Origin of the sequence: Shewanella chilikensis (genome assembly GCF_002836945.1) — a bacterium.
In the GTDB taxonomy this organism is placed as follows: Bacteria; Pseudomonadota; Gammaproteobacteria; order Enterobacterales; family Shewanellaceae; genus Shewanella; species Shewanella chilikensis.
The window spans coordinates 1-19911 of sequence record NZ_NIJM01000039.1 but is presented as its reverse complement, the minus strand read 5'-3'; the positions used below and the strand labels follow the sequence as shown (position 1 = coordinate 19911).

14 protein-coding genes and 4 tRNA genes are annotated in these 19911 nt (G+C 52.5%); 3 read left to right on the top strand and 15 right to left on the bottom strand.

The features are described 5' to 3' along the window. Positions 1-284: 284 nt before the first annotated feature. Together CX651_RS14300 and CX651_RS14295 are read right to left on the bottom strand one after the other, a co-directional pair. Positions 285-3140 (bottom strand): M16 family metallopeptidase, encoded by a 2856-nt coding sequence (locus CX651_RS14300; RefSeq protein ID WP_101056583.1) that lies wholly within the window; start codon positions 3138-3140, stop codon positions 285-287. A gap of 38 nt (positions 3141-3178) precedes the next feature. Continuing rightward, a complete protein-coding gene (locus CX651_RS14295; protein ID WP_101056582.1) occupies positions 3179-3604 on the bottom strand; it encodes a YqaA family protein in 426 nt (141 codons plus the stop codon). A gap of 294 nt (positions 3605-3898) precedes the next feature. Between CX651_RS14295 and CX651_RS19995 the strand changes: the two genes are divergently transcribed. Continuing rightward, positions 3899-4066 (top strand): hypothetical protein, encoded by a 168-nt coding sequence (locus tag CX651_RS19995; protein ID WP_167388646.1) that lies wholly within the window; start codon positions 3899-3901, stop codon positions 4064-4066. Positions 4067-4249: 183 nt separating this feature from the next. On the opposite strand, the gene CX651_RS14290 is transcribed toward CX651_RS19995, so the two are convergent. From CX651_RS14290 to recA, 12 genes are all read right to left on the bottom strand, one after another. Beyond that, positions 4250-5383 carry a sodium ion-translocating decarboxylase subunit beta gene (locus CX651_RS14290; protein WP_101056581.1) on the bottom strand — a complete coding sequence of 378 codons (1134 nt, stop codon included), beginning with the start codon at positions 5381-5383 and terminating at the stop codon, positions 4250-4252. Positions 5384-5392: 9 nt separating this feature from the next. Continuing rightward, on the bottom strand, positions 5393-7183 hold the full coding sequence (oadA, locus tag CX651_RS14285) for a sodium-extruding oxaloacetate decarboxylase subunit alpha (protein ID WP_101056580.1): 1791 nt from the start codon (positions 7181-7183) through the stop codon (positions 5393-5395). A 26-nt stretch (positions 7184-7209) separates the two neighbouring features. Then, the gene (locus tag CX651_RS14280; RefSeq protein ID WP_101056579.1) at positions 7210-7479 is read right to left on the bottom strand and encodes an OadG family transporter subunit; all 270 of its coding nucleotides are present in this window, start codon (positions 7477-7479) and stop codon (positions 7210-7212) included. Positions 7480-8166: 687 nt separating this feature from the next. Continuing rightward, positions 8167-8243: transfer RNA gene (locus CX651_RS14275), tRNA-Arg, on the bottom strand. 46 nt (positions 8244-8289) lie between these two features. Further along, positions 8290-8381: transfer RNA gene (locus CX651_RS14270), tRNA-Ser, on the bottom strand. An 8-nt stretch (positions 8382-8389) separates the two neighbouring features. Beyond that, a tRNA-Arg gene (locus tag CX651_RS14265) sits at positions 8390-8466 on the bottom strand. Between the two features lie 18 nt (positions 8467-8484). Next, a tRNA-Ser gene (locus CX651_RS14260) sits at positions 8485-8576 on the bottom strand. 204 nt (positions 8577-8780) lie between these two features. Then, on the bottom strand, positions 8781-8978 hold the full coding sequence (gene csrA / locus CX651_RS14255) for a carbon storage regulator CsrA (protein WP_025011666.1): 198 nt from the start codon (positions 8976-8978) through the stop codon (positions 8781-8783). 116 nt (positions 8979-9094) lie between these two features. Next, complete coding sequence (locus CX651_RS14250) at positions 9095-10333, bottom strand: aspartate kinase (RefSeq protein ID WP_101056578.1); 1239 nt, start codon at positions 10331-10333, stop codon at positions 9095-9097. Positions 10334-10355: 22 nt separating this feature from the next. Continuing rightward, a complete protein-coding gene (gene alaS / locus CX651_RS14245; protein WP_101056577.1) occupies positions 10356-12980 on the bottom strand; it encodes an alanine--tRNA ligase in 2625 nt (874 codons plus the stop codon). Positions 12981-13409: 429 nt separating this feature from the next. Next, positions 13410-13841: a regulatory protein RecX gene (locus CX651_RS14240; protein ID WP_101056576.1), complete on the bottom strand. Its 432-nt coding sequence runs from the start codon at positions 13839-13841 to the stop codon at positions 13410-13412. An 11-nt stretch (positions 13842-13852) separates the two neighbouring features. Next, on the bottom strand, positions 13853-14917 hold the full coding sequence (gene recA, locus CX651_RS14235) for a recombinase RecA (protein ID WP_039034396.1): 1065 nt from the start codon (positions 14915-14917) through the stop codon (positions 13853-13855). 317 nt (positions 14918-15234) lie between these two features. Between recA and mutS the strand changes: the two genes are divergently transcribed. Continuing rightward, the gene (gene mutS, locus CX651_RS14230) at positions 15235-17793 is read left to right on the top strand and encodes a DNA mismatch repair protein MutS (protein ID WP_373296864.1); all 2559 of its coding nucleotides are present in this window, start codon (positions 15235-15237) and stop codon (positions 17791-17793) included. Between the two features lie 203 nt (positions 17794-17996). On the opposite strand, the gene CX651_RS14225 is transcribed toward mutS, so the two are convergent. After that, on the bottom strand, positions 17997-18929 hold the full coding sequence (locus CX651_RS14225) for a porin (protein ID WP_039034397.1): 933 nt from the start codon (positions 18927-18929) through the stop codon (positions 17997-17999). Between the two features lie 292 nt (positions 18930-19221). Here CX651_RS14225 and rdgC point away from each other — a divergent pair. Continuing rightward, positions 19222-19911, top strand: a 690-nt coding sequence (gene rdgC / locus CX651_RS14220; protein ID WP_101056575.1) for a recombination-associated protein RdgC, incomplete at its 3' end; no start/stop codon positions are given.

Sequence of the window (19911 nt, the reverse complement as noted above, 5' to 3'; positions counted from 1 at the left end):
TAAATGACTTCAAATTCTTGTTCTCTGCTTGGCGGCCTAAGCCTTTATCTGGCCAATAGACCCGGGCATACCTGCTCCGCTTTCATCTTTTGGTATCAGCACCAAAAGGCACAGGACTGCTCTGTGTGACGGTTGCCCAAAAATAAAGCCTAAGCGGCCTTTCAGGCAAGTGTAATTTAAAAGACACAGGCGGTGATGCTCTTTCAAGCATCACCGCCTTGCATAGTGGCAAGCGAGTCGTAACCCGCTGCGGTTAAGAACAATATGGGGTCAAAGTGGCCGTTTTACAAGGGCAGATTGATCACTGAATAACCCATTGCCTTAATCCCGGGTTCGATAAGATTTTTATCCCCGACCACCAATATCTGCATGCTTGCAGGGTCCAACCATTCTTTGGCCAGTTCATTGAGACTGTCTAGCGTGGCATCCTTGATAATCTCATCCTGACGGGCGGTAAAATCATCGCTCAGGCCGTACTTCTGGATCATGCGGATAAAACCGGCCTTTTGGTAAGGCGTTTCATAATCCAGTGCCTTCCCCTGAGAAATAGAAGCCCGCATAAAGCTAAGCTCTTGTGTCGTCATCCCCTTATCATGATAAGCCTTAAGCTCCTTGATAAACTCGGCCAGCGCCTTGTCGGTGACATCACTGCGAACGCTGACGCCCGCCTTGAAGTAGCCCTGCTCAATACCCCCGCTGAAGAAGCTGCGGGCACCATAGGTGTAGCCCTTATCTTCCCTGAGATTAAGATTGATACGGCTGTTGAAAGCGCCGCCCAAGGGATAGTTCATCAGGTAAGCCTTGAAGAAGTCGCCCGTGGCATCGTAAGGCAGGGCGCGCTTGCCTATGCTGATAACCGACTGGGCCGCTCCCGGCTTATCGATAAGGAATACCACTCCGGGTTTGCTCTCGGGCAGCTCACTCAAGGCCGGCAGAGACACTGCCTGGCCGCCCCAAGGCTCTAATCCTTTTAGCTTGCCGATTAGCTGATCGCGTGGCAGATCGGTTACCGCCACCAGTTGGGCGTTGCCGGCACGATACTGCTCCTTATAGAAAGCCTTGATATCATCGAGCGTCAGCTGGCTGACACTCTCAAGCGTGCCGTTATCATTGACACCGAGACTGGTCTGGCTGCCATACAGCAACTTGCTGAACCCCTCTTCGGCCAGATAGTTTGGATCCGATGCCAGATGTTGCAGACTCTGCAACTGTTGCTGTTTTACCCGCTCGAAATCGGCTTCCTTGAAGCCTGGCTCAAACAGCCTTTCTTCGACTATTGCCAGGGTCTTATCCAGGTTTTCGGTCAAGGCTGAGATCCGGATGCTGCTTTGATAGCCGCTACTGTCAAACACCACGGAAGATCCCAGCAGCTCCAACGCCTGGGCCAGTTCTTCACTGCTGCGTTTGGCGCTGGACTCATTGAGCATGGCCGCAGTCAAACCGGCGAGCCCGGCCTTTTCCACCGGCACCAGTCTGTGACCGCCGTTGAGATAGATGACCAGCTCGGTAGTAGGCGTTTCATGGCTTTCGGTGCCCATGACACTGATACCGTTGTTCAGCTGGGCCGACCAAAGCTTGGGCACCGGCATGGAGGGCGCCTTGCCGGCAGCGGGGATCTTACTGCGATCGAAACTGCTGTTGGCGATTACTGCCTGCTGCAACCCGGCAACCGCTTCGGCGGCAACCCTGGGCTCAGGCGGGGTAAAGTTATCGGCCTTGGCCACCAGCGCCTTGGCGCCCATGGGCACAACGCTCATCACCACACTGGGCTTATCCTTGATGTAGCGCTTGAATACCCGCATCACATCTTCTTTGGTCACAGCATCATAGCGGGCCAAATCTTTGGCTATCTGATTGGGATCACCGGCGAATGTCTGGTTATAGGCCAGATTGGACACCTTGCCCGAGACACTCTGCAGCGAGAAGATACTGTCGGCGCGGAACTGCACCTTGACCTTCTGCAGATCTTCATCTGTGACGCCCCGCTGTTCAAATTCGGCGATCGATTCGCGGATCTTGGCCTCTATCGGCGCCAGTGCTCCGCCCTTGGCCGGATTGGCCAAAGCGTAGATGGACATCTGACAGGCCAGCTCCTGGCAAGGATGACTGACCCCGGCCTGCACCGCATAACCATCTTTCACCAGATTCTTGTAAACCAGCGAGGTCTTGCCGCCGCCGAGAATATTGGCCAGCAGATCCAGCGCGGCCTCATCCTGGTGACGGGCATAAACGGTTGGGAAAGCCATACGGATGAGTGGCAGATGGACCTTATCTTCCATCGAGATATAGCGAGTCTTGTCCAGCGTTACCAAAGGCTTGGCATCGGTCGCCACCTCAGGCCCTTTGGGAATATCGCCAAAGTACTTGCTGACCCAGGCTAATGTCTGCGCGGTATCTATATCACCGCCTATGGTCAGGGTGGCATTGTTGGGGCCGTACCAGCGTTGGAAGAAGTGTCTTACATCATCAGGCGTGGCGCGGTCGAGATCCTCGGGCCAACCGATAACAGGCCAGGAATAAGGATGACCGGCGGGATAAAACGCCTGATTGAAGCGTTCATTCATCCGCCCGTAAGGACGGTTATCGATGCGCTGGGCCCGTTCGTTTTTCACGGTTTCCCGCTGCACTTCAAATTTCTTGTCGGTCAGGGCCGGAAGCAGGTAGCCCATGCGGTCCGACTCCAGCCAAAGCATTTTTTCCAACTGATTACTGGGAACAGTTTCGAAATAGTTGGTGCGGTCTGTGTTGGTGGTGCCGTTCAAGGTGCCGCCGGCTTCGGTGACTATCTTGAAATGCTGTTCATCAGCCACATTTTCAGAGCCCTGGAACATCATATGTTCAAACAGATGGGCAAAACCACTGCGCCCCGCCTGCTCTCTGGCCGAGCCCACATGATAGGTCACATCCACATGCACCAGAGGATCAGAATTGTCCTGATGCAGTATCACGGTTAGGCCGTTGGCCAAGCGATACTTGCTGTAAGGGATACCGACTTCACCGGCCTTGGGGGTGACCGACTCGATGAGAGTCACTCCTGCCGGCAGTTGTACCGAGGAAACCTCAGCCAATCCTGTGTCGGTTTGCACTGAGCAACCCGCCAATGCGGCCGAAATCGCCGCCGCCAATAACCATTTCTTCAAAATGTTACTCCTTCAACCGGAAACCAAACTCAAAAAACTCATTGCAGCCACTCTAAAGCCAACAACACAATTATCAAATAGCGCAGGCCCTTGCCTGTCAAAATCATCAGAGTGGATTTTGTAAGAGGAAGTTTCATCCAACCTGCTAAAAGGCACAGAATATCGCCAATCAGCGGCACCCAGGAAAGTAACAAGGCCCAATAGCCGTAGCGCTTCAGCAACGCCAGCGCCTGCTTGTGGCGACCGCTGTCGAGTTGCTCGGGCGTGATCGCCTTGCGCCCCAAGAGCCCAAGTAGATAACTGCTCAAGGCCCCCAAGGTGTTGCCTATAGTGGCGCTAAGCAGCAGCGACCATGCCATCTCCGGCTGTTTGTCCAGCAAAGCCAGCAACAAGACTTCCGAGCCTCCAGGCAGCAATGTCGCCGCCAAAAAAGCGCCGCTGAACATCAGCCAGAGTTCCCACATATGATACCTTCCTGCATACTGCTTGAATCAAAGGCCCGGCCAGGCGGACTTTAAAGATAAATGGATAAATACTGATTTTTTAGTGCTGAAAGATATAAGAAAATGGCGCCCTTGCCCAGCTGAGTCTGCCGCAAGTCGAGTAATCCATTGCCCAAGCCAAGAAACTGAGGCAGATGTTAATTCAGGTGCTGGCGGATAAAGGCATTGCAGCGAGCAATATTAAAGCATCTGACTGGTACTCCGTAAGCATCCCAGTCTATGATTAAGCCATATCTCTTTGAATAGTGAGCAATCATGGCCCGTCTTTTGTTTCTGCCTATTATCCTGTCCCTATTCTGGATAGCATTTTTACACTTTAATAGAGTCCCTCTGGCGCAGGGGAAACGCGGTTTTATTTGGATAATTGGCGTCAGTGGCACCTTGATAGCCCTGTTGTCACTGGCCATCTGGCTGACGGCCTGAGCTTTTGATAAGCCCTTGAAATGAGCCTTTGAAATGATTGCTTGAGCTAACCCAGAGAGCACCAAAACCCGCGCGTTGCAGATTGCCCGCTAGCAAGCCTTAAAACCGATAACCGGCGCGGCCACTGGCTACGCCGGTTATTTTTTAACGTCATGGCACTCAGCTATTCAGCGCTTAAAGCACTCAGTTGCCCAATACCGCCAGCAGAATACCGGCAGCGACCGCACTGCCCAGCACACCGGCCACATTGGGGCCCATGGCGTGCATCAACAGGAAGTTTTGCTGATTGGCCTCTAGCCCAACCTTATTCACCACCCTGGCGGCCATGGGAACAGCCGAGACCCCGGCGGCACCAATCAAGGGGTTGACCTTGCCGCCACTGAGTTTACACATAAGCTTGGCCATCAAGACCCCGGCAGCGGTGCCAATGCTGAAAGCCACCGCCCCGAGCAGCAAGATCCCCAGCGTTTCGACCCGAAGAAACTGCTCGGCCGAGAGCTTGGAACCCACCGCCAATCCGAGGAAAATAGTGACGATATTGATAAGTTCGTTCTGCGCCGTGTTGGAAAGTCTATCCACCACTCCAGATTCGCGCATCAGGTTTCCGAGACAGAACATGCCCACCAGGGGAGTCGCTGTCGGCAAAAACAATATAGTCATTCCCAGCACCATAAGGGGGAAGATAATCTTCTCCTTCTTGCTGACTTCCCGTAGCTGTTCCATCTTGATCTGCCGCTCGGCTTCCGTGGTCAAAGCTCGCATGATGGGAGGCTGAATAAGCGGCACCAAGGCCATGTAGGAGTATGCCGCCACCGCAATGGCGCCTAACAAATCAGGCGCCAGTTTGGAGGCGAGGAAAATGGCCGTTGGACCATCGGCGCCGCCTATAATGGCAATGGCACCGGCATCCTGCATACTGAACTCAAACCCGGGTACCAGGTTCAGGGCTATCGCACCAATCAGGGTGGCGAAGATCCCGAACTGAGCGGCCGCGCCCAGCAATAGCGTCTTGGGGTTGGCTATCAGGGCACCGAAATCTGTCATAGCTCCGACCCCCATAAAGATCAGTAGCGGAAAAATGCCGGTATCTATGCCCACGTGATAAACATAGTAGAGCAGCCCATTTTCCTCGGTAAAACCTGCGTTGGGGATATTGGCCAAAATGGCGCCGAAGCCGATGGGCAGCAGTAACAATGGCTCAAACTTGCGTACTATTGCCAGATACAACAGCAAGGCGCCAACCAACATCATCAAGGCCTGTGGCCAGGTAAAATGCGCTATTCCCGTCGCGGACCAAAAAGCGAGTAAACCATCCATAATCGCTCCTTAGGCCAGCGCCAACAGCTTGGTACCAACGCTGACGGCATCGCCTTCCTTGACCAGAATACGACTGACCACACCATCGGCCTGAGCCCGGATCTCAGTTTCCATCTTCATCGCCTCGAGGATGATAACGACATCACCGGCGCGAACGCTGTCTCCGGCGACCACCTGTACCTTAAAGATATTGCCGGAAAGCGGCGCGCTCATCTCCAGTTCCGGGCCAGAGACAGCAGGAGCCTGCACAGGGGAGGCCTGGGGCTCTGCCACCGGCAAAGGCGCTATCTGATTGATATCACCGCCTTCACTGACCTGCACCACAAAGCGCTGCCCCTGTACATCCACGGTATAAACCTCCGGCTGACGACCACCTGCCTTGGTTTGAGTTGCTTGTGGCTGAGGAGCTTCCAACTCTGGCTTGGGTTCAAATGCCGCAGGATTGCCACGGTTCTTAATAAACTGCAGGCCAATTTGCGGGAACAGTGCATAAGTCAGCACATCATCGTCGCGCTCTTCGCTGAGGCTCAGGCCTTGTGCCAACGCTTTTTCGGCCAGTTCGGCCCGCAGATGTTCAAGCTCAGGCGCGAGCAGATCGGCCGGACGGCAACTGACAGGCTCGGCCCCCTGCAACACCCGCTGTTGCAATTCACTGTTTACCTTGGCCGGGGTGGCGCCATATTCGCCCTTGAGCACGCCTTCCGTCTCCTTGGTGAGCGACTTATAGCGCTCGCCCATCAGCACATTGATTACTGCCTGAGTACCGACAATCTGGGAGGTGGGGGTCACAAGTGGAATAAAACCCAGATCTTCCCGCACTCTTGGGATCTCCTCGAGCACCAGATCCAGCTTATCCTCGGCGCCCTGCTCTCTGAGCTGGTTTTCCATATTGGTCAGCATGCCCCCCGGCACCTGAGCCCGCAGAATGCGTGAATCTATGCCCTTTAGTGCCCCTTCGAAACGGGCATATTTTTTTCTGACTTCACGGAAATAGGCAGCAATCTCCTCCAGCAGCGCTAAGTCATAGCCTGTCGCCCTATCGGTATCTTCAACCATGGCTACCAGAGTTTCTGTGGCACTGTGACCATAGGTTTGACTCATGGAAGAGATGGCCGTATCCAGCACATCGACCCCGGCCTCAATCGCCTTTTGATAAGTGGCAGTCGATAACCCTGTGGTGGCATGGCACTGCATGGTGATCAAGAGATCGGTTTCCGACTTCAAGCGGCTTATTAGCTCAAATGCCTCCATCGGCTTGAGCAAACCGGCCATATCCTTGATACAGAGTGAATGGCAGCCCATATCTTCCAGCTGTTTGGCCATGGTCAGCCAGGTTTGCAGTGTATGTACTGGGCTTGTGGTGTAAGAAATTGTGCCCTGGGCATGGGCACCGACATCAATCACGGCTTTCAGCGCGGCTTGCAAGTTGCGCACATCATTCATGGCATCGAACACCCGGAATACATCGACCCCGCTCTCATGGGCGCGCTCCACAAACCGAGTCACCAGGTCGTCACTATAATGGCGATAACCCAGCAAGTTCTGCCCTCTCAATAACATCTGCTGCGGGGTGTTGGGCATGGCTTGTTTCAGCGCCCGGATCCGCTCCCAGGGATCCTCCCCCAAATAACGGATACAGGCATCGAAGGTAGCACCGCCCCAAGACTCCAGGGACCAAAAGCCAACACTGTCCAACTTGGCGGCGATTGGCAACATATCGTCGATACGCATTCTGGTTGCCAATAATGATTGGTGAGCATCCCGCAGGACAACGTCGGTTAATGCTAAAGCTTTACTCATCTTTCTTATCCATCAGATTACGGCAGTTAAGCCTGTTTGCGATATTGGTGAATGGCACAGCTAATAGCTGCCAACTGTTGCGGCGTAGGCGCACCGGTCTGGGGCACAACTGTGGGTTGCGCGCCTCCCATGCCCTGAGTTTGTGGCTGACTCTGTTCCAAATTGGGTCTGGGTGCCAAATAGCGGGCCGATATTCTGAGCCCCAAGATCAGCAGCCCCAAAAACAGATAAACCAGCCCCATACCGAGCAGCATAATCCCCACTGCTTCCAAGAGTTGCTCAGAAAGCGACATCATCTCTTCCTCATTTTGTTAACAGATTGGCAGGCATTTTCCTGTCTATGACTTGCTTAGGGCGATAACGCTCACAATCTCGGGAGCGTACACCAATAATAAATATGCTAAAAAATGTGATTTTCAGTCATTAGATGTTTTAGCCTAGCAGGCCTGCCTCTGCCAGACTATGTGACTTAGGTCAAAAGCAATAACCAATCTATAACAAATAACCCCCACCAATGTAAATTGGTCATACCAAAATAAATCAATAAAATCTCAATGAGGATGATGATTCATAAATATTCATCTTGATTTTTTAAGGAAAAGACAACAACCCGGTCAACATGAAGTAAAACTGATATAGAATGTCTGTAAGGCGAAAGAGTTTCAGCATAGAGGTATCATGAATATAAATGGAAAGCCGTCAGTTTGATCCGATAAGTTCGCTTCCAGCGATTAAGTTGTCCGTGATGGCTCCCCTTAAAAATCAATAGACCCCGGCTCACAGCCACAGCCTGAAGCGACAGCGATACAATAAGCAAGGCAGATGTTGAACTATAGAGGCGGGCTTTATCACAAGACTCAAGCGAATCTGTATTTCCGCGGACAAGTTTTCGGATAAGACGCCACAGGAAAGTAATTACAAGCGGGTAAGAGTCAGATAGCAAAACGCCCCGCGATTGCGGGGCGTCTTACTTCTTTGCTATTTGGCGCGCATGGAAGGAGTCGAACCTCCGACCGCCTGGTTCGTAGCCAGGTACTCTATCCAGCTGAGCTACATGCGCTTAATCCGGAACTCAGAAAGCTTGGCTCTCAGAGTATAGTAAAGAATGGCGGAGAAGGAGGGATTCGAACCCTCGATGGGAGATAAAGCCCATACTCCCTTAGCAGGGGAGCGCCTTCGGCCACTCGGCCACCTCTCCGCGTAAATTGGTGCGCATGGAAGGAGTCGAACCTCCGACCGCCTGGTTCGTAGCCAGGTACTCTATCCAGCTGAGCTACATGCGCATATTTTACGTTAAGAAATGGCGGAGAAGGAGGGATTCGAACCCTCGATGGGAGATAAAGCCCATACTCCCTTAGCAGGGGAGCGCCTTCGGCCACTCGGCCACCTCTCCGTTTTCTTGGCGCACATATTACTGTTTGAAGAAAATAAGTCAAACCCTTTTTCCTAAACCTTTTCCGTTTGTCCTGTTTTTAATCACCTGACCTAAATAACGCGCAAATCCTGTGCTATCAAGGGTTTTCCGGCGCCAGAAAATAAAAAAGCCAGTTTAAAAACTGACTCTTCTATTCCTGACGGAGGTTCACTTTGTGTTGTCTCAGAAGTTACCACCTTCAGAAGGGGTTCCGGTTTTCTCAGACTGAATACGCTGATAAATCTCCTCACGGTGCACAGAAACTTCTTTGGGTGCATTCACACCTATACGTACCTGATTCCCCTTCACACCCAGCACTGTCACTGTGACCTCGTCACCAATCATCAGTGTTTCGCCAACACGACGAGTCAAAATCAGCATTCGATTGCTCCTCTAGTTTCCATATTTTCTACACACGGCGCTCATCCGTCGTAACCATTATTATAAGGTGAGCTTAGTACAAATTAATAGTATTCAATACTAAATCCGTTGTTTAATTACACCTTATTTAGTTCAAAAGCGTGATGTAGAACTCGAACTGCCCTGTATAAATCCGCTTCATCAATAACCAAAGACAGCTTTATCTCTGATGTTGCCATCAACTTAACATGAATTCCTTCATTCCCCAAGATATCAAACACCTTGGCGGTTGCCTCGGCTCTGCGATGCACGCCGGCACCTATCACAGAGACCTTGGCCAGGGATTTTTCAAACATCAATGGCCCCAACGACAGGCCAAGAGCCGCCTCATCAAGGACCTTTAGCGCCCAAGAAAGCCTGTCGGCATCCATAGTAAAACTAACGCCGTCATCCATCCCCGCCTTGGTCACCAGATCCACTTCAACACCGTTTTCAGCCAGCAGTGAAAATACTGCCGCAAAAGGGTCTGGTGAATCGTCAGAGCGGCTCAGACTCAGCATCGCCTGCCCTTTACTGCAAGCGATACCGGCCACTTGATTACGCTTGTCTTCACAGGCATCGAAACGGATCAATGTGCCACTGCCGGGCTCAAAGCTGGAAAGCACCCGCAAGGGAACCCGAAAGCGCTCGGCATAAGAGACTGAATCCGGGTGCAGCACCTTGGCGCCCAAGCGAGCCATCTCCAGCATCTCTTCGAAGCTGATGGCATCGAGCTTCTGGGCGCTCGGCTCGATATTGGGATCTGTGGTATAAACACCGGCCACATCGGTAAAAATTTGACATTCCTGCGCCTTAAGCGCCGCAGCCAAAGCCACCGCCGTGGTATCCGAGCCACCACGGCCAAGAGTGGTCACTTCCCCGAATTGATCCCGCCCCTGGAAGCCAGCCACTATCGGGATAATTCCCTGGGCCAGCAACTCCTGCAGGTACTGAACATCCACTCGTTCGATACTGGCACGGCCAAACTGACTATTGGTATGGATTTGCACCTGAGCGGCGTTGAGCGACTTGGCTTTGACGCCACGTTTTGCCAGTGCCATCGCCATCAGGGCAATACTCACCTGCTCGCCGGTGGAGACCAGCATATCCATCTCCCGCGCCGAGGCTTCAGGGTCAATCTGCCCCGCCAGCGCAAACAGGCGGTTGGTTTCACCGGCCATGGCGGAGAGCACCAACACCTGATGCTCGCCGCTCAGTTGCGCCTTGGCAACCTGCTCGGCAATCACCTCGATGCGCTCAATCGAGCCCACCGAGGTGCCACCGAACTTTTTGACATACAGTCGCTCGTTACTGCCTGAACGTACTTCTTGTGTCACATAGACCTCGTTGGTGGCGAAATTATGCCAGACGTTCAGTCAGCCAGGGCGTTACCGATGCCAATGCCTGAGGCAAGTTGGCAACTTCACTACCACCGGCTTGGGCCATATCGGGACGGCCACCGCCCTTGCCACCAACCTGCGCGGCCACCATGGCCACCAATTCACCGGCCTTCACCTTGGCGGTCAAGTCCTTAGTCACCCCGGCGATAAGGTTTACTTTGTCGCCATGAGCCAGACCCAGCACCACTACGCCAGATTGTAGCTTCTGCTTGAGCTCATCTTGCAGACCACGCAGAGAACCAGGGTCAATACCTTCGACCTGTTTCACCAACACCTTGACTCCGGCGATTTCCTGAGCATCGGAAACCATATCGGCACTGGCAGCGGCGGCCAGTTTATCTTTGAGCTGAGCAATCTCTTTTTCCAATTGGCGGCTACGCTCCAACTGCGCCTTAAGTTTGGCGACCACTGAGTGACTGTCGGCCTTCAGTAAGTTAGCGGCATCACTCAACTCTTGCTGTTGCTCGGCCACAAAGGCCATGGCTGCAGCACCTGTGACCGCTTCAATACGGCGAATGCCGGCGGCAATACCGCCTTCTGATGTGATCTTGAACAGGCCTATGTCACCGGTGCGGCCCACATGGGTACCACCACAAAGCTCAATCGAGAAGTCACCCATGGTTACAACCCGAACCTGGGCGTCGTATTTCTCACCAAACAGGGCCATGGCGCCCTTGGCTTTAGCCTGCTCTATGTCCATCTCAGCCGTTTTCAGCTCGTGGTTACGACGGATCTGGGTATTGACCATATCTTCAACCGCTTTGAGCTCTTCAGGCTTAACCGCTTCAAAGTGAGAGAAGTCGAAACGCAGACGCTCAGGCTCCACCAATGAACCTTTCTGGGTCACATGCTCACCCAATACTTGACGCAGTGCGGCGTGCAGCAGGTGAGTCACTGAGTGGTTCAGTTGGGTGCGATGGCGTAGTTTCTTATCAACTTGCGCAAGCAACTCCTGACCCAGAGTCAGTTTGCCTTGGCTCAGTTGGCCGATATGACCTGTGGCCTGAGCATACTTTTGGGTGTCACTCACCTCAAACAGCAAACCTTCGGCTGTCAATTGGCCCTTATCGCCTACCTGGCCGCCTGACTCGCCATAAAATGGAGTCTTGTCCAGCACAATAACCGCTTGCTGACCGGCATCCAGCGTATCGACCGCCAGACCATCGACATAGATGCCAATAACCTTGCCCTTACCGCTGAGTTCACTGTAACCACAGAACTCACTGTCGACATCAATTTTCAGCCCGGCGTTGTAATCGGCACCAAACTGACCGGCGGCCTGAGCCCGGCTACGCTGCTCGGCCATCGCCGCATCAAAACCATCTTCATCGACCTTGATATTACGTTCGCGGCAAACATCGGCGGTCAAATCCATAGGGAAACCATAGGTATCGTAGAGCTTAAATACGGTTTCACCATCCAGAGTGTCGCCCTTGAGCTCAGACAGAGCCGCATCCAAAATACCCAGACCACGCTCAAGTGTACGGGCAAACTGTTCTTCTTCGGCTTTCAGCGCCTTTTCCACTATGTTTTGGGTCGCCTTCAGGCCCTTGGCCGCATCACCCATCACATCAATTAAGGCGGGCACCAACTTGTAGAAGAAGGTATCTGTGGCGCCCAGCTTGTTACCATGACGCACGGCGCGGCGGATGATACGCCGCAGCACATAGCCCCGACCTTCATTGGATGGCATTACGCCATCAGCAATCAGGAAGGCGCAAGAGCGGATGTGATCGGCAATAACCCGAAGGGATTTATTTTCCAGATCTGTCACGCCGATGATCTCGGCCGTCTTGGCAATCAGAGTGCGGAACACGTCAATTTCATAGTTGGAATGCACGCCTTGCAGAATGGCGGCAATACGCTCTATCCCCATACCTGTATCAACAGATGGCTTAGGCAGAGGTTCCATCACGCCATCGGCCTGACGGTTGTACTGCATGAAGACTATGTTCCAGATCTCAATAAATCTGTCGCCATCCTCTTCCGGCGTACCTGGGCGGCCGCCTGGGATATGATCACCATGGTCATAGAAAATTTCAGTACAAGGACCACAAGGGCCTGTATCACCCATCTGCCAGAAGTTGTCTGAAGCATAAGGTGCACCTTTGTTGTCGCCGATACGGATAATGTCCTCGGCGGGAACACCTATCTGCTTGTTCCAGATATCAAAGGCTTCATCGTCGGATTGATAAACGGTAACGCACAGGCGCTCCTTGGGCAGCTTGAGCTCTTCAGTCAAGAAGGTCCACGCGAAGCGAATGGCATCTTCTTTGAAGTAATCACCAAAGCTGAAGTTACCCAGCATCTCAAAGAAGGTGTGGTGACGGGCCGTATAACCCACGTTATCCAGGTCGTTATGTTTACCACCGGCGCGAACACAACGCTGCGAAGTGGTAGCGCGACTGTAGCTACGCTTGTCCATACCGAGGAATACGTCTTTAAACTGGTTCATCCCGGCGTTGGTAAATAGCAAAGTGGGGTCATTGCCTGGCACCAGAGAACTGCTGTCGACTACCTGATGGCCATTCTTGCGGAAAAACTCCAGGAAAGCACTTCTAAGTGCTGCTGTGGTTTGGTACATAAATCGTCCTGAGTTACTTAAGCCTGAATAATGTATAAAAAGTGGTCTAAAGGCGTGCTTGGCCCGGCCACTCGAGCGCTCTTTTGCCAAGCATTATAAGCATGCAGCGCCAGAATACCAATTAGATTGCGCAGGGTATGATGCCTGATACAGCCGAGGTACAGAGAGCATTAGCGGCATAAGCCGAAACCGGATTACCTGGGCAGGCAAATGCTATTTGCCATAGATGTTGAATTACTCAGCGGATATAAAAACCTGCGCCAGTAAACCAAGATATAGCGGCTTTAGCGGGATATATAACCATAGGCGACAAGCACAAGAACTAACAACTTAATAAGAGTGAAGCTTGGGCTTGTAAAATGAAGTCAGTCACAGAGATTAGGCAGTATTAAACTTGGTTATGAAAGGAGCTTTAGTGATAGAGAAAAATCAGTCATAAGGGTCATATTCAAGGGCGTATGCCACTTGATCATAACTAAAGCCCTGCCCCATCAAGTGACGAATTCGGCGAGCTTTTTCTTTCATATCATCTGCGGGACTATCGCCGAATTTCTTCAGCGCGCGCGTGCGGGCCAAGGCAAACCAGTCACAATCACTGGCATCCAAGACTTGTTCGATACATTGTTTATTTAAGCCCTTTTGCATCAGTGCCTGACGTACTTTTCCCGGTCCGTGGGCCTTGGCAATATGGCTGCGCAGCAAGGCTGCAGCGAAACGCTGATCATCGATAAAACCTTTGGCTTCCAGACTATCCAAAGTCTGTTCAACTTCGCTCGACTCAAAGCCCTTGCCCAGTAAGCGGCTCTTGAGTTGCTCGCGGCCATAGTCGCGGCGCGCCAACAGCGCGACCGCAACATCCATTACCGACTGGCTCAGAAGACTTCTCCGGTTTCCAAGTCGATATTGCCTTCACCTGTCTCGGCGCTGGCAGGAGCCGCTTCTGCTTTACTGAGCAGTTTGGCACGCAGTGCCGCTTCGATTTCGGCTGCCACTTCAGGGTGTTCCTTGAGGTACTTACCTGCATTAGCGCGGCCTTGACCTATCTTGTCACCCTTGTAGCTGTACCAGGCACCGGATTTTTCCACCAGTTTGTGGGCTACGCCTAAATCAACCAGCTCACCGGTACGGTTGATACCCTGACCATAGAGAATTTGGAAATCGGCTTGTTTGAAGGGGGCGGCAATCTTATTCTTAACCACTTTAACCCGGGTTTCGTTACCAACAACCTCATCACCCTCTTTGATAGCGCCTGTACGGCGGATATCGAGACGAACTGAGGCGTAGAACTTAAGGGCGTTACCACCAGTGGTGGTTTCAGGGTTACCGAACATGACCCCAATCTTCATCCGGATCTGGTTGATGAAGATAAGCAAAGTGTTGGACTGCTTGAGGTTACCGGCAAGCTTACGCATTGCCTGGCTCATCATACGAGCCGCCAGACCCATGTGGGAATCACCGATTTCACCTTCGATTTCAGCCTTGGGCGTCAGCGCCGCCACTGAGTCAACAATGATGACATCGACGGCGCCACTGCGAGTCAGCGCATCACAGATCTCCAGCGCCTGTTCACCCGTATCTGGCTGAGAACACAGGAGATTATCGATATCCACACCCAGTTTCTTGGCATAGATAGGATCCAGCGCGTGTTCGGCATCGATAAAGGCACAGACTTTGCCTTCACGCTGCGCCGCGGCAATCACTTCCAGTGTCAGAGTTGTTTTACCAGAAGATTCAGGACCATAGATCTCAACGATACGACCCATTGGCAGACCACCGGCCCCCAAAGCCACATCCAGAGAAAGCGAACCGGTAGAGATGGTTTCGACATCCATGGTTCTGTCTTCACCCAGTTTCATGATAGAACCTTTACCGAACTGCTTCTCTATCTGTCCCAGAACTGCGTTCAACGCCTTCTCTTTGTTTGGATCTATTTTCATTCCTGTTCCCTCTTAATTGCGACGCAATGCTTCGCCTGAAATCTATGTTGCCGCCCCTTTATCCAGAGCTTTGGGCTAAATACCAATCTGCCACCTAGTATACTGTACAATCATACAGTATCAAGTGCTGGCGATAATTTATTTAAAGGCCGCTTGCTGATCAATCACTTGTAACCGAAGGCGTAAAATTTCCCCGCCCACGACTGGCTCAGTGATGAATAACTGATACTATTGGCGCCATTGAAAAAGGGCAACCGCTCTTGGAAACACAGTCAAGGAAATATCTGAAAGCTCCCATGAATGCAGTGATTACGCCTATGGATAACCCGGATTTGGAAAAACACACCCCTATGATGCGCCAGTATCTGTCGATGAAGGCGCAGCATGCCGAAATGCTGCTGTTTTATCGCATGGGGGACTTTTACGAGCTGTTTTACGATGATGCCAAAAAAGCCTCCGAGCTCTTGGGTATTTCACTGACGGCCAGAGGCAAGAGTGGTGGCGATCCTATTCCTATGGCGGGTATTCCTTATCATGCGGTGGAAGGTTATCTCGCCAAGCTGGTGCAGCTCGGTGAGTCGGTTGCCATCTGTGAGCAGATTGGTGATCCGGCCACATCCAAAGGGCCGGTCGAGCGCAAAGTGGTGCGCATAGTGACTCCCGGAACCCTCACCGATGAAGCGCTGCTGCAAGAACGTCAGGATAACCTGCTGGCCGCCGTCTACGAAGGCAAGAACGGTTTTGGCTACGCCACCTTGGATGTTGCCTCTGGCCGTTTTATGATTGCCGAACTGGCCACCCTTGAATCATTGGAGGCCGAGCTGCAACGCACCAAACCGGCCGAACTGCTCTACAGCGAAGACTTTTCCCAACAAAGCCTGATTGCCGGCATCAAGGGCAAACGCCGTCGTCCCGAGTGGGAGTTTGACTTGGATACCAGCATGCGATTGTTGCTGGATCAATTCGGCACCAAAGATCTGCGTGGTTTTGGCATAACAGACGCCAGGCTGTCACTGCAGGCCGCCGGCTGCCTGATGCAGTATGTCAAAGATACCCAGCGCACCGCCCTGCCCCATATCAATGCCATTACCCGCTTTAATCAGAGCGACAGCATAGTGTTGGATGCCGCCACCCGGCGGAATCTGGAACTGACAGTGAATCTTGCCGGTGGCCGGGACAATACTCTGGCTTCTGTGCTGGATGCAACCGCCACCCCCATGGGCAGCAGGATGTTACAGCGCTGGATCCATCAGCCACTCAGGGATCATCAACAGATAGGCCTGCGGCAAACCGCGGTGGCAGAGTTGATTGCCAGCGGCCTGTTCGAACCGTTACATGACGACCTCAAGGCGCTTGGTGATGTGGAGCGGATCATGGCGCGCCTGGCCCTGAGAAGCGCCCGCCCTAGAGACTTTGCCCGTCTGCGACAAGCGCTGGCGCTGTTGCCGCAACTACAGCAACTATTGGCAAACACCCAAAGCCCCGAGCTTGGCCGTTTGAAACGCCAGCTCAGTGAATTCCCTGAAGAGCTCGCGCTGCTGGAGCGGGCGATTGTCGACAACCCGCCGGTACTCATTCGTGATGGCGGCGTGATCCGCGATGGTTATCATGCCGAACTGGATGAATGGCGCCGCCTCAGTGAAGGCGCCAGTGACTATCTGCAACAGTTGGAAGTCAGGGAAAAAGAACAAACTGGAATAGCCACCCTGAAAGTCGGTTTCAACCGGGTACACGGCTACTATATTGAAGTTTCCCGTGGACAATCGGCACTGGTGCCCCTGAGCTATCAAAGACGCCAGACATTGAAAAACACCGAGCGCTATATCATCCCCGAGCTGAAAGAGTATGAAGAGAAAGTGCTTTCCAGTCAGGGCAAGGCGCTGGCACTGGAAAAACAGCTTTGGGACGAACTGTTCGATCTCTTGCTACCCAAGCTCAGCGAACTGCAGGCCTTTGCCATGGCAGCGGCCGAGTTAGATGTACTGAGCAACTTTGCCGAGCGGGCCGACAGCCTCAACTACCACCAACCTGAGTTGAGCGATAAGCCGGGCATACATATTGAAGCCGGGCGTCACCCAGTGGTTGAGCGAGTCAGCCAGGCTCCCTTTATCGCCAACCCGGTAACCCTTAGCCCTGAGCGTAGAATGTTGGTGGTCACAGGCCCCAATATGGGCGGTAAGTCCACTTACATGCGTCAGGTGGCACTGATCACCCTGATGGCGCATATCGGCAGCTTTGTGCCGGCAGACAAGGCGATTCTGGGGCCTGTTGACAGGATCTTCACCCGTATCGGCGCCTCGGACGATCTGGCCTCGGGCCGCTCCACCTTTATGGTGGAAATGACAGAAACGGCCAATATTCTCCACAATGCGACCGCAGAGAGCCTGGTGCTAATGGATGAGATTGGCCGCGGCACCTCCACCTATGACGGCTTGTCACTTGCCTGGTCGGCGGCAGAGTATTTGGCCCAGCGACTCGGCGCCATGACACTGTTTGCCACCCATTATTTCGAGCTGACTCAGTTGGCAGAATTGATGCCCCAGGTTGCCAATGTGCATCTGGATGCCATGGAGCATGGCGACAGCATAGTCTTTATGCACGCAGTGCAGGAGGGGGCCGCCAGCAAGAGCTATGGTTTGCAGGTTGCTTCACTGGCTGGTGTTCCGGCCTCAGTGATCAAGGCCGCCAAATTGAAACTTCAACAACTTGAAAGTCGCGATCACGGTCAGGCCCCCCATGTTCAGGCACAGGCCACACTGCAACTGGAAACACCGCCATCTGAGCTTGAACTTCTGCTTGGCAGGCTGAACCCGGATGAACTCAGCCCAAGAGAGGCGCTGGACCTAATCTATAAACTCAAGGCGTTGGCAAACTAAACCTTTGAATTTCAGTTTTCAGCTCAACTTGAAACAACGATTTCACCGAGCAAATGTGCCTGTTGCGCGGTTGATATGAAGGCTGCTTCGTGAAATAGAAAATCCGATGACATTGGTCATCGGATTTTCAGCTTTTTCATAAGATCCTGGTTTAAATGCTCAACACTGAGCCCAGGTTCTCCTTCAATGCATCAGGGCCTGACTTAGAACTTGTGCTCCAGACCAACACCTATGTACTTGTCATCATCATCCACATTTTCCATGGAGCGATTGGTGTAGAAGGCAAACAGCTTGGTCGGCTTACCCAGCTTGTAGTCAGCACCGATAGACCAGGAATCACCCTTATCTTCCATATCCTGCCACTGACCTTTCAGAGTCACCGCATCAATCTTGTACGCCGCGCTCAGCAGGTAACCGTTCTTGCTGTCACCATCGACAGACTTCTCTTCCTGCTGGAACATACCACCCAGAACGAAGTTGGCCAACTTGGCCTGCACTGTAGCACGCAGGACATCATAGCCTTTAACTTCTGAGTCATAGGCAACAGAGGCGAATACTGCGCTCTTTTTCAGATCCTTGTCACCGTACATGGCAGCAATAGAGAACCCATCTTCACCACCCTGTGACTTGGCAGCTTCCGCAGCATAAGTGGCACCAACTTTGAAACCACCAAATGAAGGTGACAGGTAAGTTACAGTTTGTTCAATACGGTTTTCCCCTTTGAACAGACTCTTGAGGTCACCAGACAGGTCGTTGAACTGGTCAACTTTACCTTGAGCGACTTTCAACATGGTGTCATTGCGACCCACAGAGACAGCACCGAAGTTACCTTTCAAACCAACAAACTGGTTACGAGCCAAAAAGTTATCTTTGGCATCATTACCTGTATCTACCTCATATTCCACTGTGTAGAATGCAGCCAGATCGTTACCCAGATCGAATTCGCCTTTCACGCCAAAACGAGAGGCATTGCTTTGAACCGCGGTTTCAGAATCGTCAGCAGCAGCTTCGTCATTTGACTGAACAGTAACATTCAACTTGCCGTAAACGGTCAGCGGCTCGGCAGCGTGGGCAGAGGCCAGAGAGACTGAAGCTATGGCTGAAGCGAGTAGTGTTTTGCAAAATGCATTCATCATTAATTCCTTTCGACGTTCTCTTCGTCTTGGTTATTGGTTTGGAACGAGCGAAAGTGTGCAACGAGTCTGTTGCAGTTTTATTTCATCTTTTAACCTGCCGGATTCATTATGCCTTTAGAGTCTCCTTAAAAAAGGCCAAAGCCCTTAACCACGGGGGCTAGCGACAAGCAATACGCCATATGACATTTTGGTTAAATCTTTCCCGGGTTGAAAAATCTGTGCTAACGGGGCGGGTTTACCTTGAGGATTTCATGCCTTACACTGCGGCTTTATTTTTCAAAGAGCGCCTGTCATGTGGTTTAAAAATCTCACCGTATATCGTTTCAACAAACCATTTTCTACCGATATAGAGGCACTGGAGACTGCCCTTGAGGGTTTCACCTTTTCTCCCTGCTCCAGTCAGGACATCAGCAAGTTCGGTTTTTCCAAGGCTTTGGGCAAACTGGGGCACACCCTGGTTCACAGCGCCAACAACCGTCACCTAATCTGTGCCACCAAAGAGGAGAAGCTGCTGCCTTCTCAGGTCATCAAGGAAGCGCTGGAAGAAAAGGTGTCGCTGCTGGAAGAGGAAGAAAACCGCAAGCTGACCAAGAAAGAGAAAGATGCGCTCAAGGATGAAATCACCACCACTCTGTTGCCAAGAGCCTTCTCCCGTCGCAGCCAAATCAAGGCTCTGTTGCTGCTGGATGAGCAACTGATCCTGGTAGACAGCTCCAGCGCCGCCAAGGCCGAAGAACTGCTGGCCTTGCTGCGTAAAGCGCTCGGCAGCCTGCCTGTGGTGCCAATGAGTACCAAGACACCGATTGAAGTGCAAATGACCGAATGGCTCAAGCAAGGCAATGCCCCTGCCCCCTTCACCATTCAGGATGAAGCCGAGCTCAAGTCTGCCGCCGATGATGGTGCAACCGTGCGCTTCAAGCAGCAGGATCTGGGCGAAGAGGAAGTACTGGCTCACCTGCTTGCCGGTTTCCAGGTGAGCCAG

Bases quoted from the DNA above. Each gene is read 5' to 3' on its own strand.
- CX651_RS14290 (WP_101056581.1), bottom strand. From the start codon at position 5,383: ATGGATGGTTTACTCGCTTTTTGGTCCGCGACGGGAATAGCGCATTTT.
- CX651_RS14225 (WP_039034397.1), bottom strand. From the start codon at position 18,929: ATGATGAATGCATTTTGCAAAACACTACTCGCTTCAGCCATAGCTTCA.
- CX651_RS14280 (WP_101056579.1), bottom strand. From the start codon at position 7,479: ATGATGTCGCTTTCTGAGCAACTCTTGGAAGCAGTGGGGATTATGCTG.
- CX651_RS19995 (WP_167388646.1), top strand. From the start codon at position 3,899: ATGGCCCGTCTTTTGTTTCTGCCTATTATCCTGTCCCTATTCTGGATA.
- oadA (WP_101056580.1), bottom strand. From the start codon at position 7,183: ATGAGTAAAGCTTTAGCATTAACCGACGTTGTCCTGCGGGATGCTCAC.
- alaS (WP_101056577.1), bottom strand. From the start codon at position 12,980: ATGTACCAAACCACAGCAGCACTTAGAAGTGCTTTCCTGGAGTTTTTC.
- csrA (WP_025011666.1), bottom strand. From the start codon at position 8,978: ATGCTGATTTTGACTCGTCGTGTTGGCGAAACACTGATGATTGGTGAC.
- CX651_RS14240 (WP_101056576.1), bottom strand. From the start codon at position 13,841: ATGGATGTTGCGGTCGCGCTGTTGGCGCGCCGCGACTATGGCCGCGAG.
- mutS (WP_373296864.1), top strand. From the start codon at position 15,235: ATGGATAACCCGGATTTGGAAAAACACACCCCTATGATGCGCCAGTAT.
- CX651_RS14295 (WP_101056582.1), bottom strand. From the start codon at position 3,604: ATGTGGGAACTCTGGCTGATGTTCAGCGGCGCTTTTTTGGCGGCGACA.
- recA (WP_039034396.1), bottom strand. From the start codon at position 14,917: ATGAAAATAGATCCAAACAAAGAGAAGGCGTTGAACGCAGTTCTGGGA.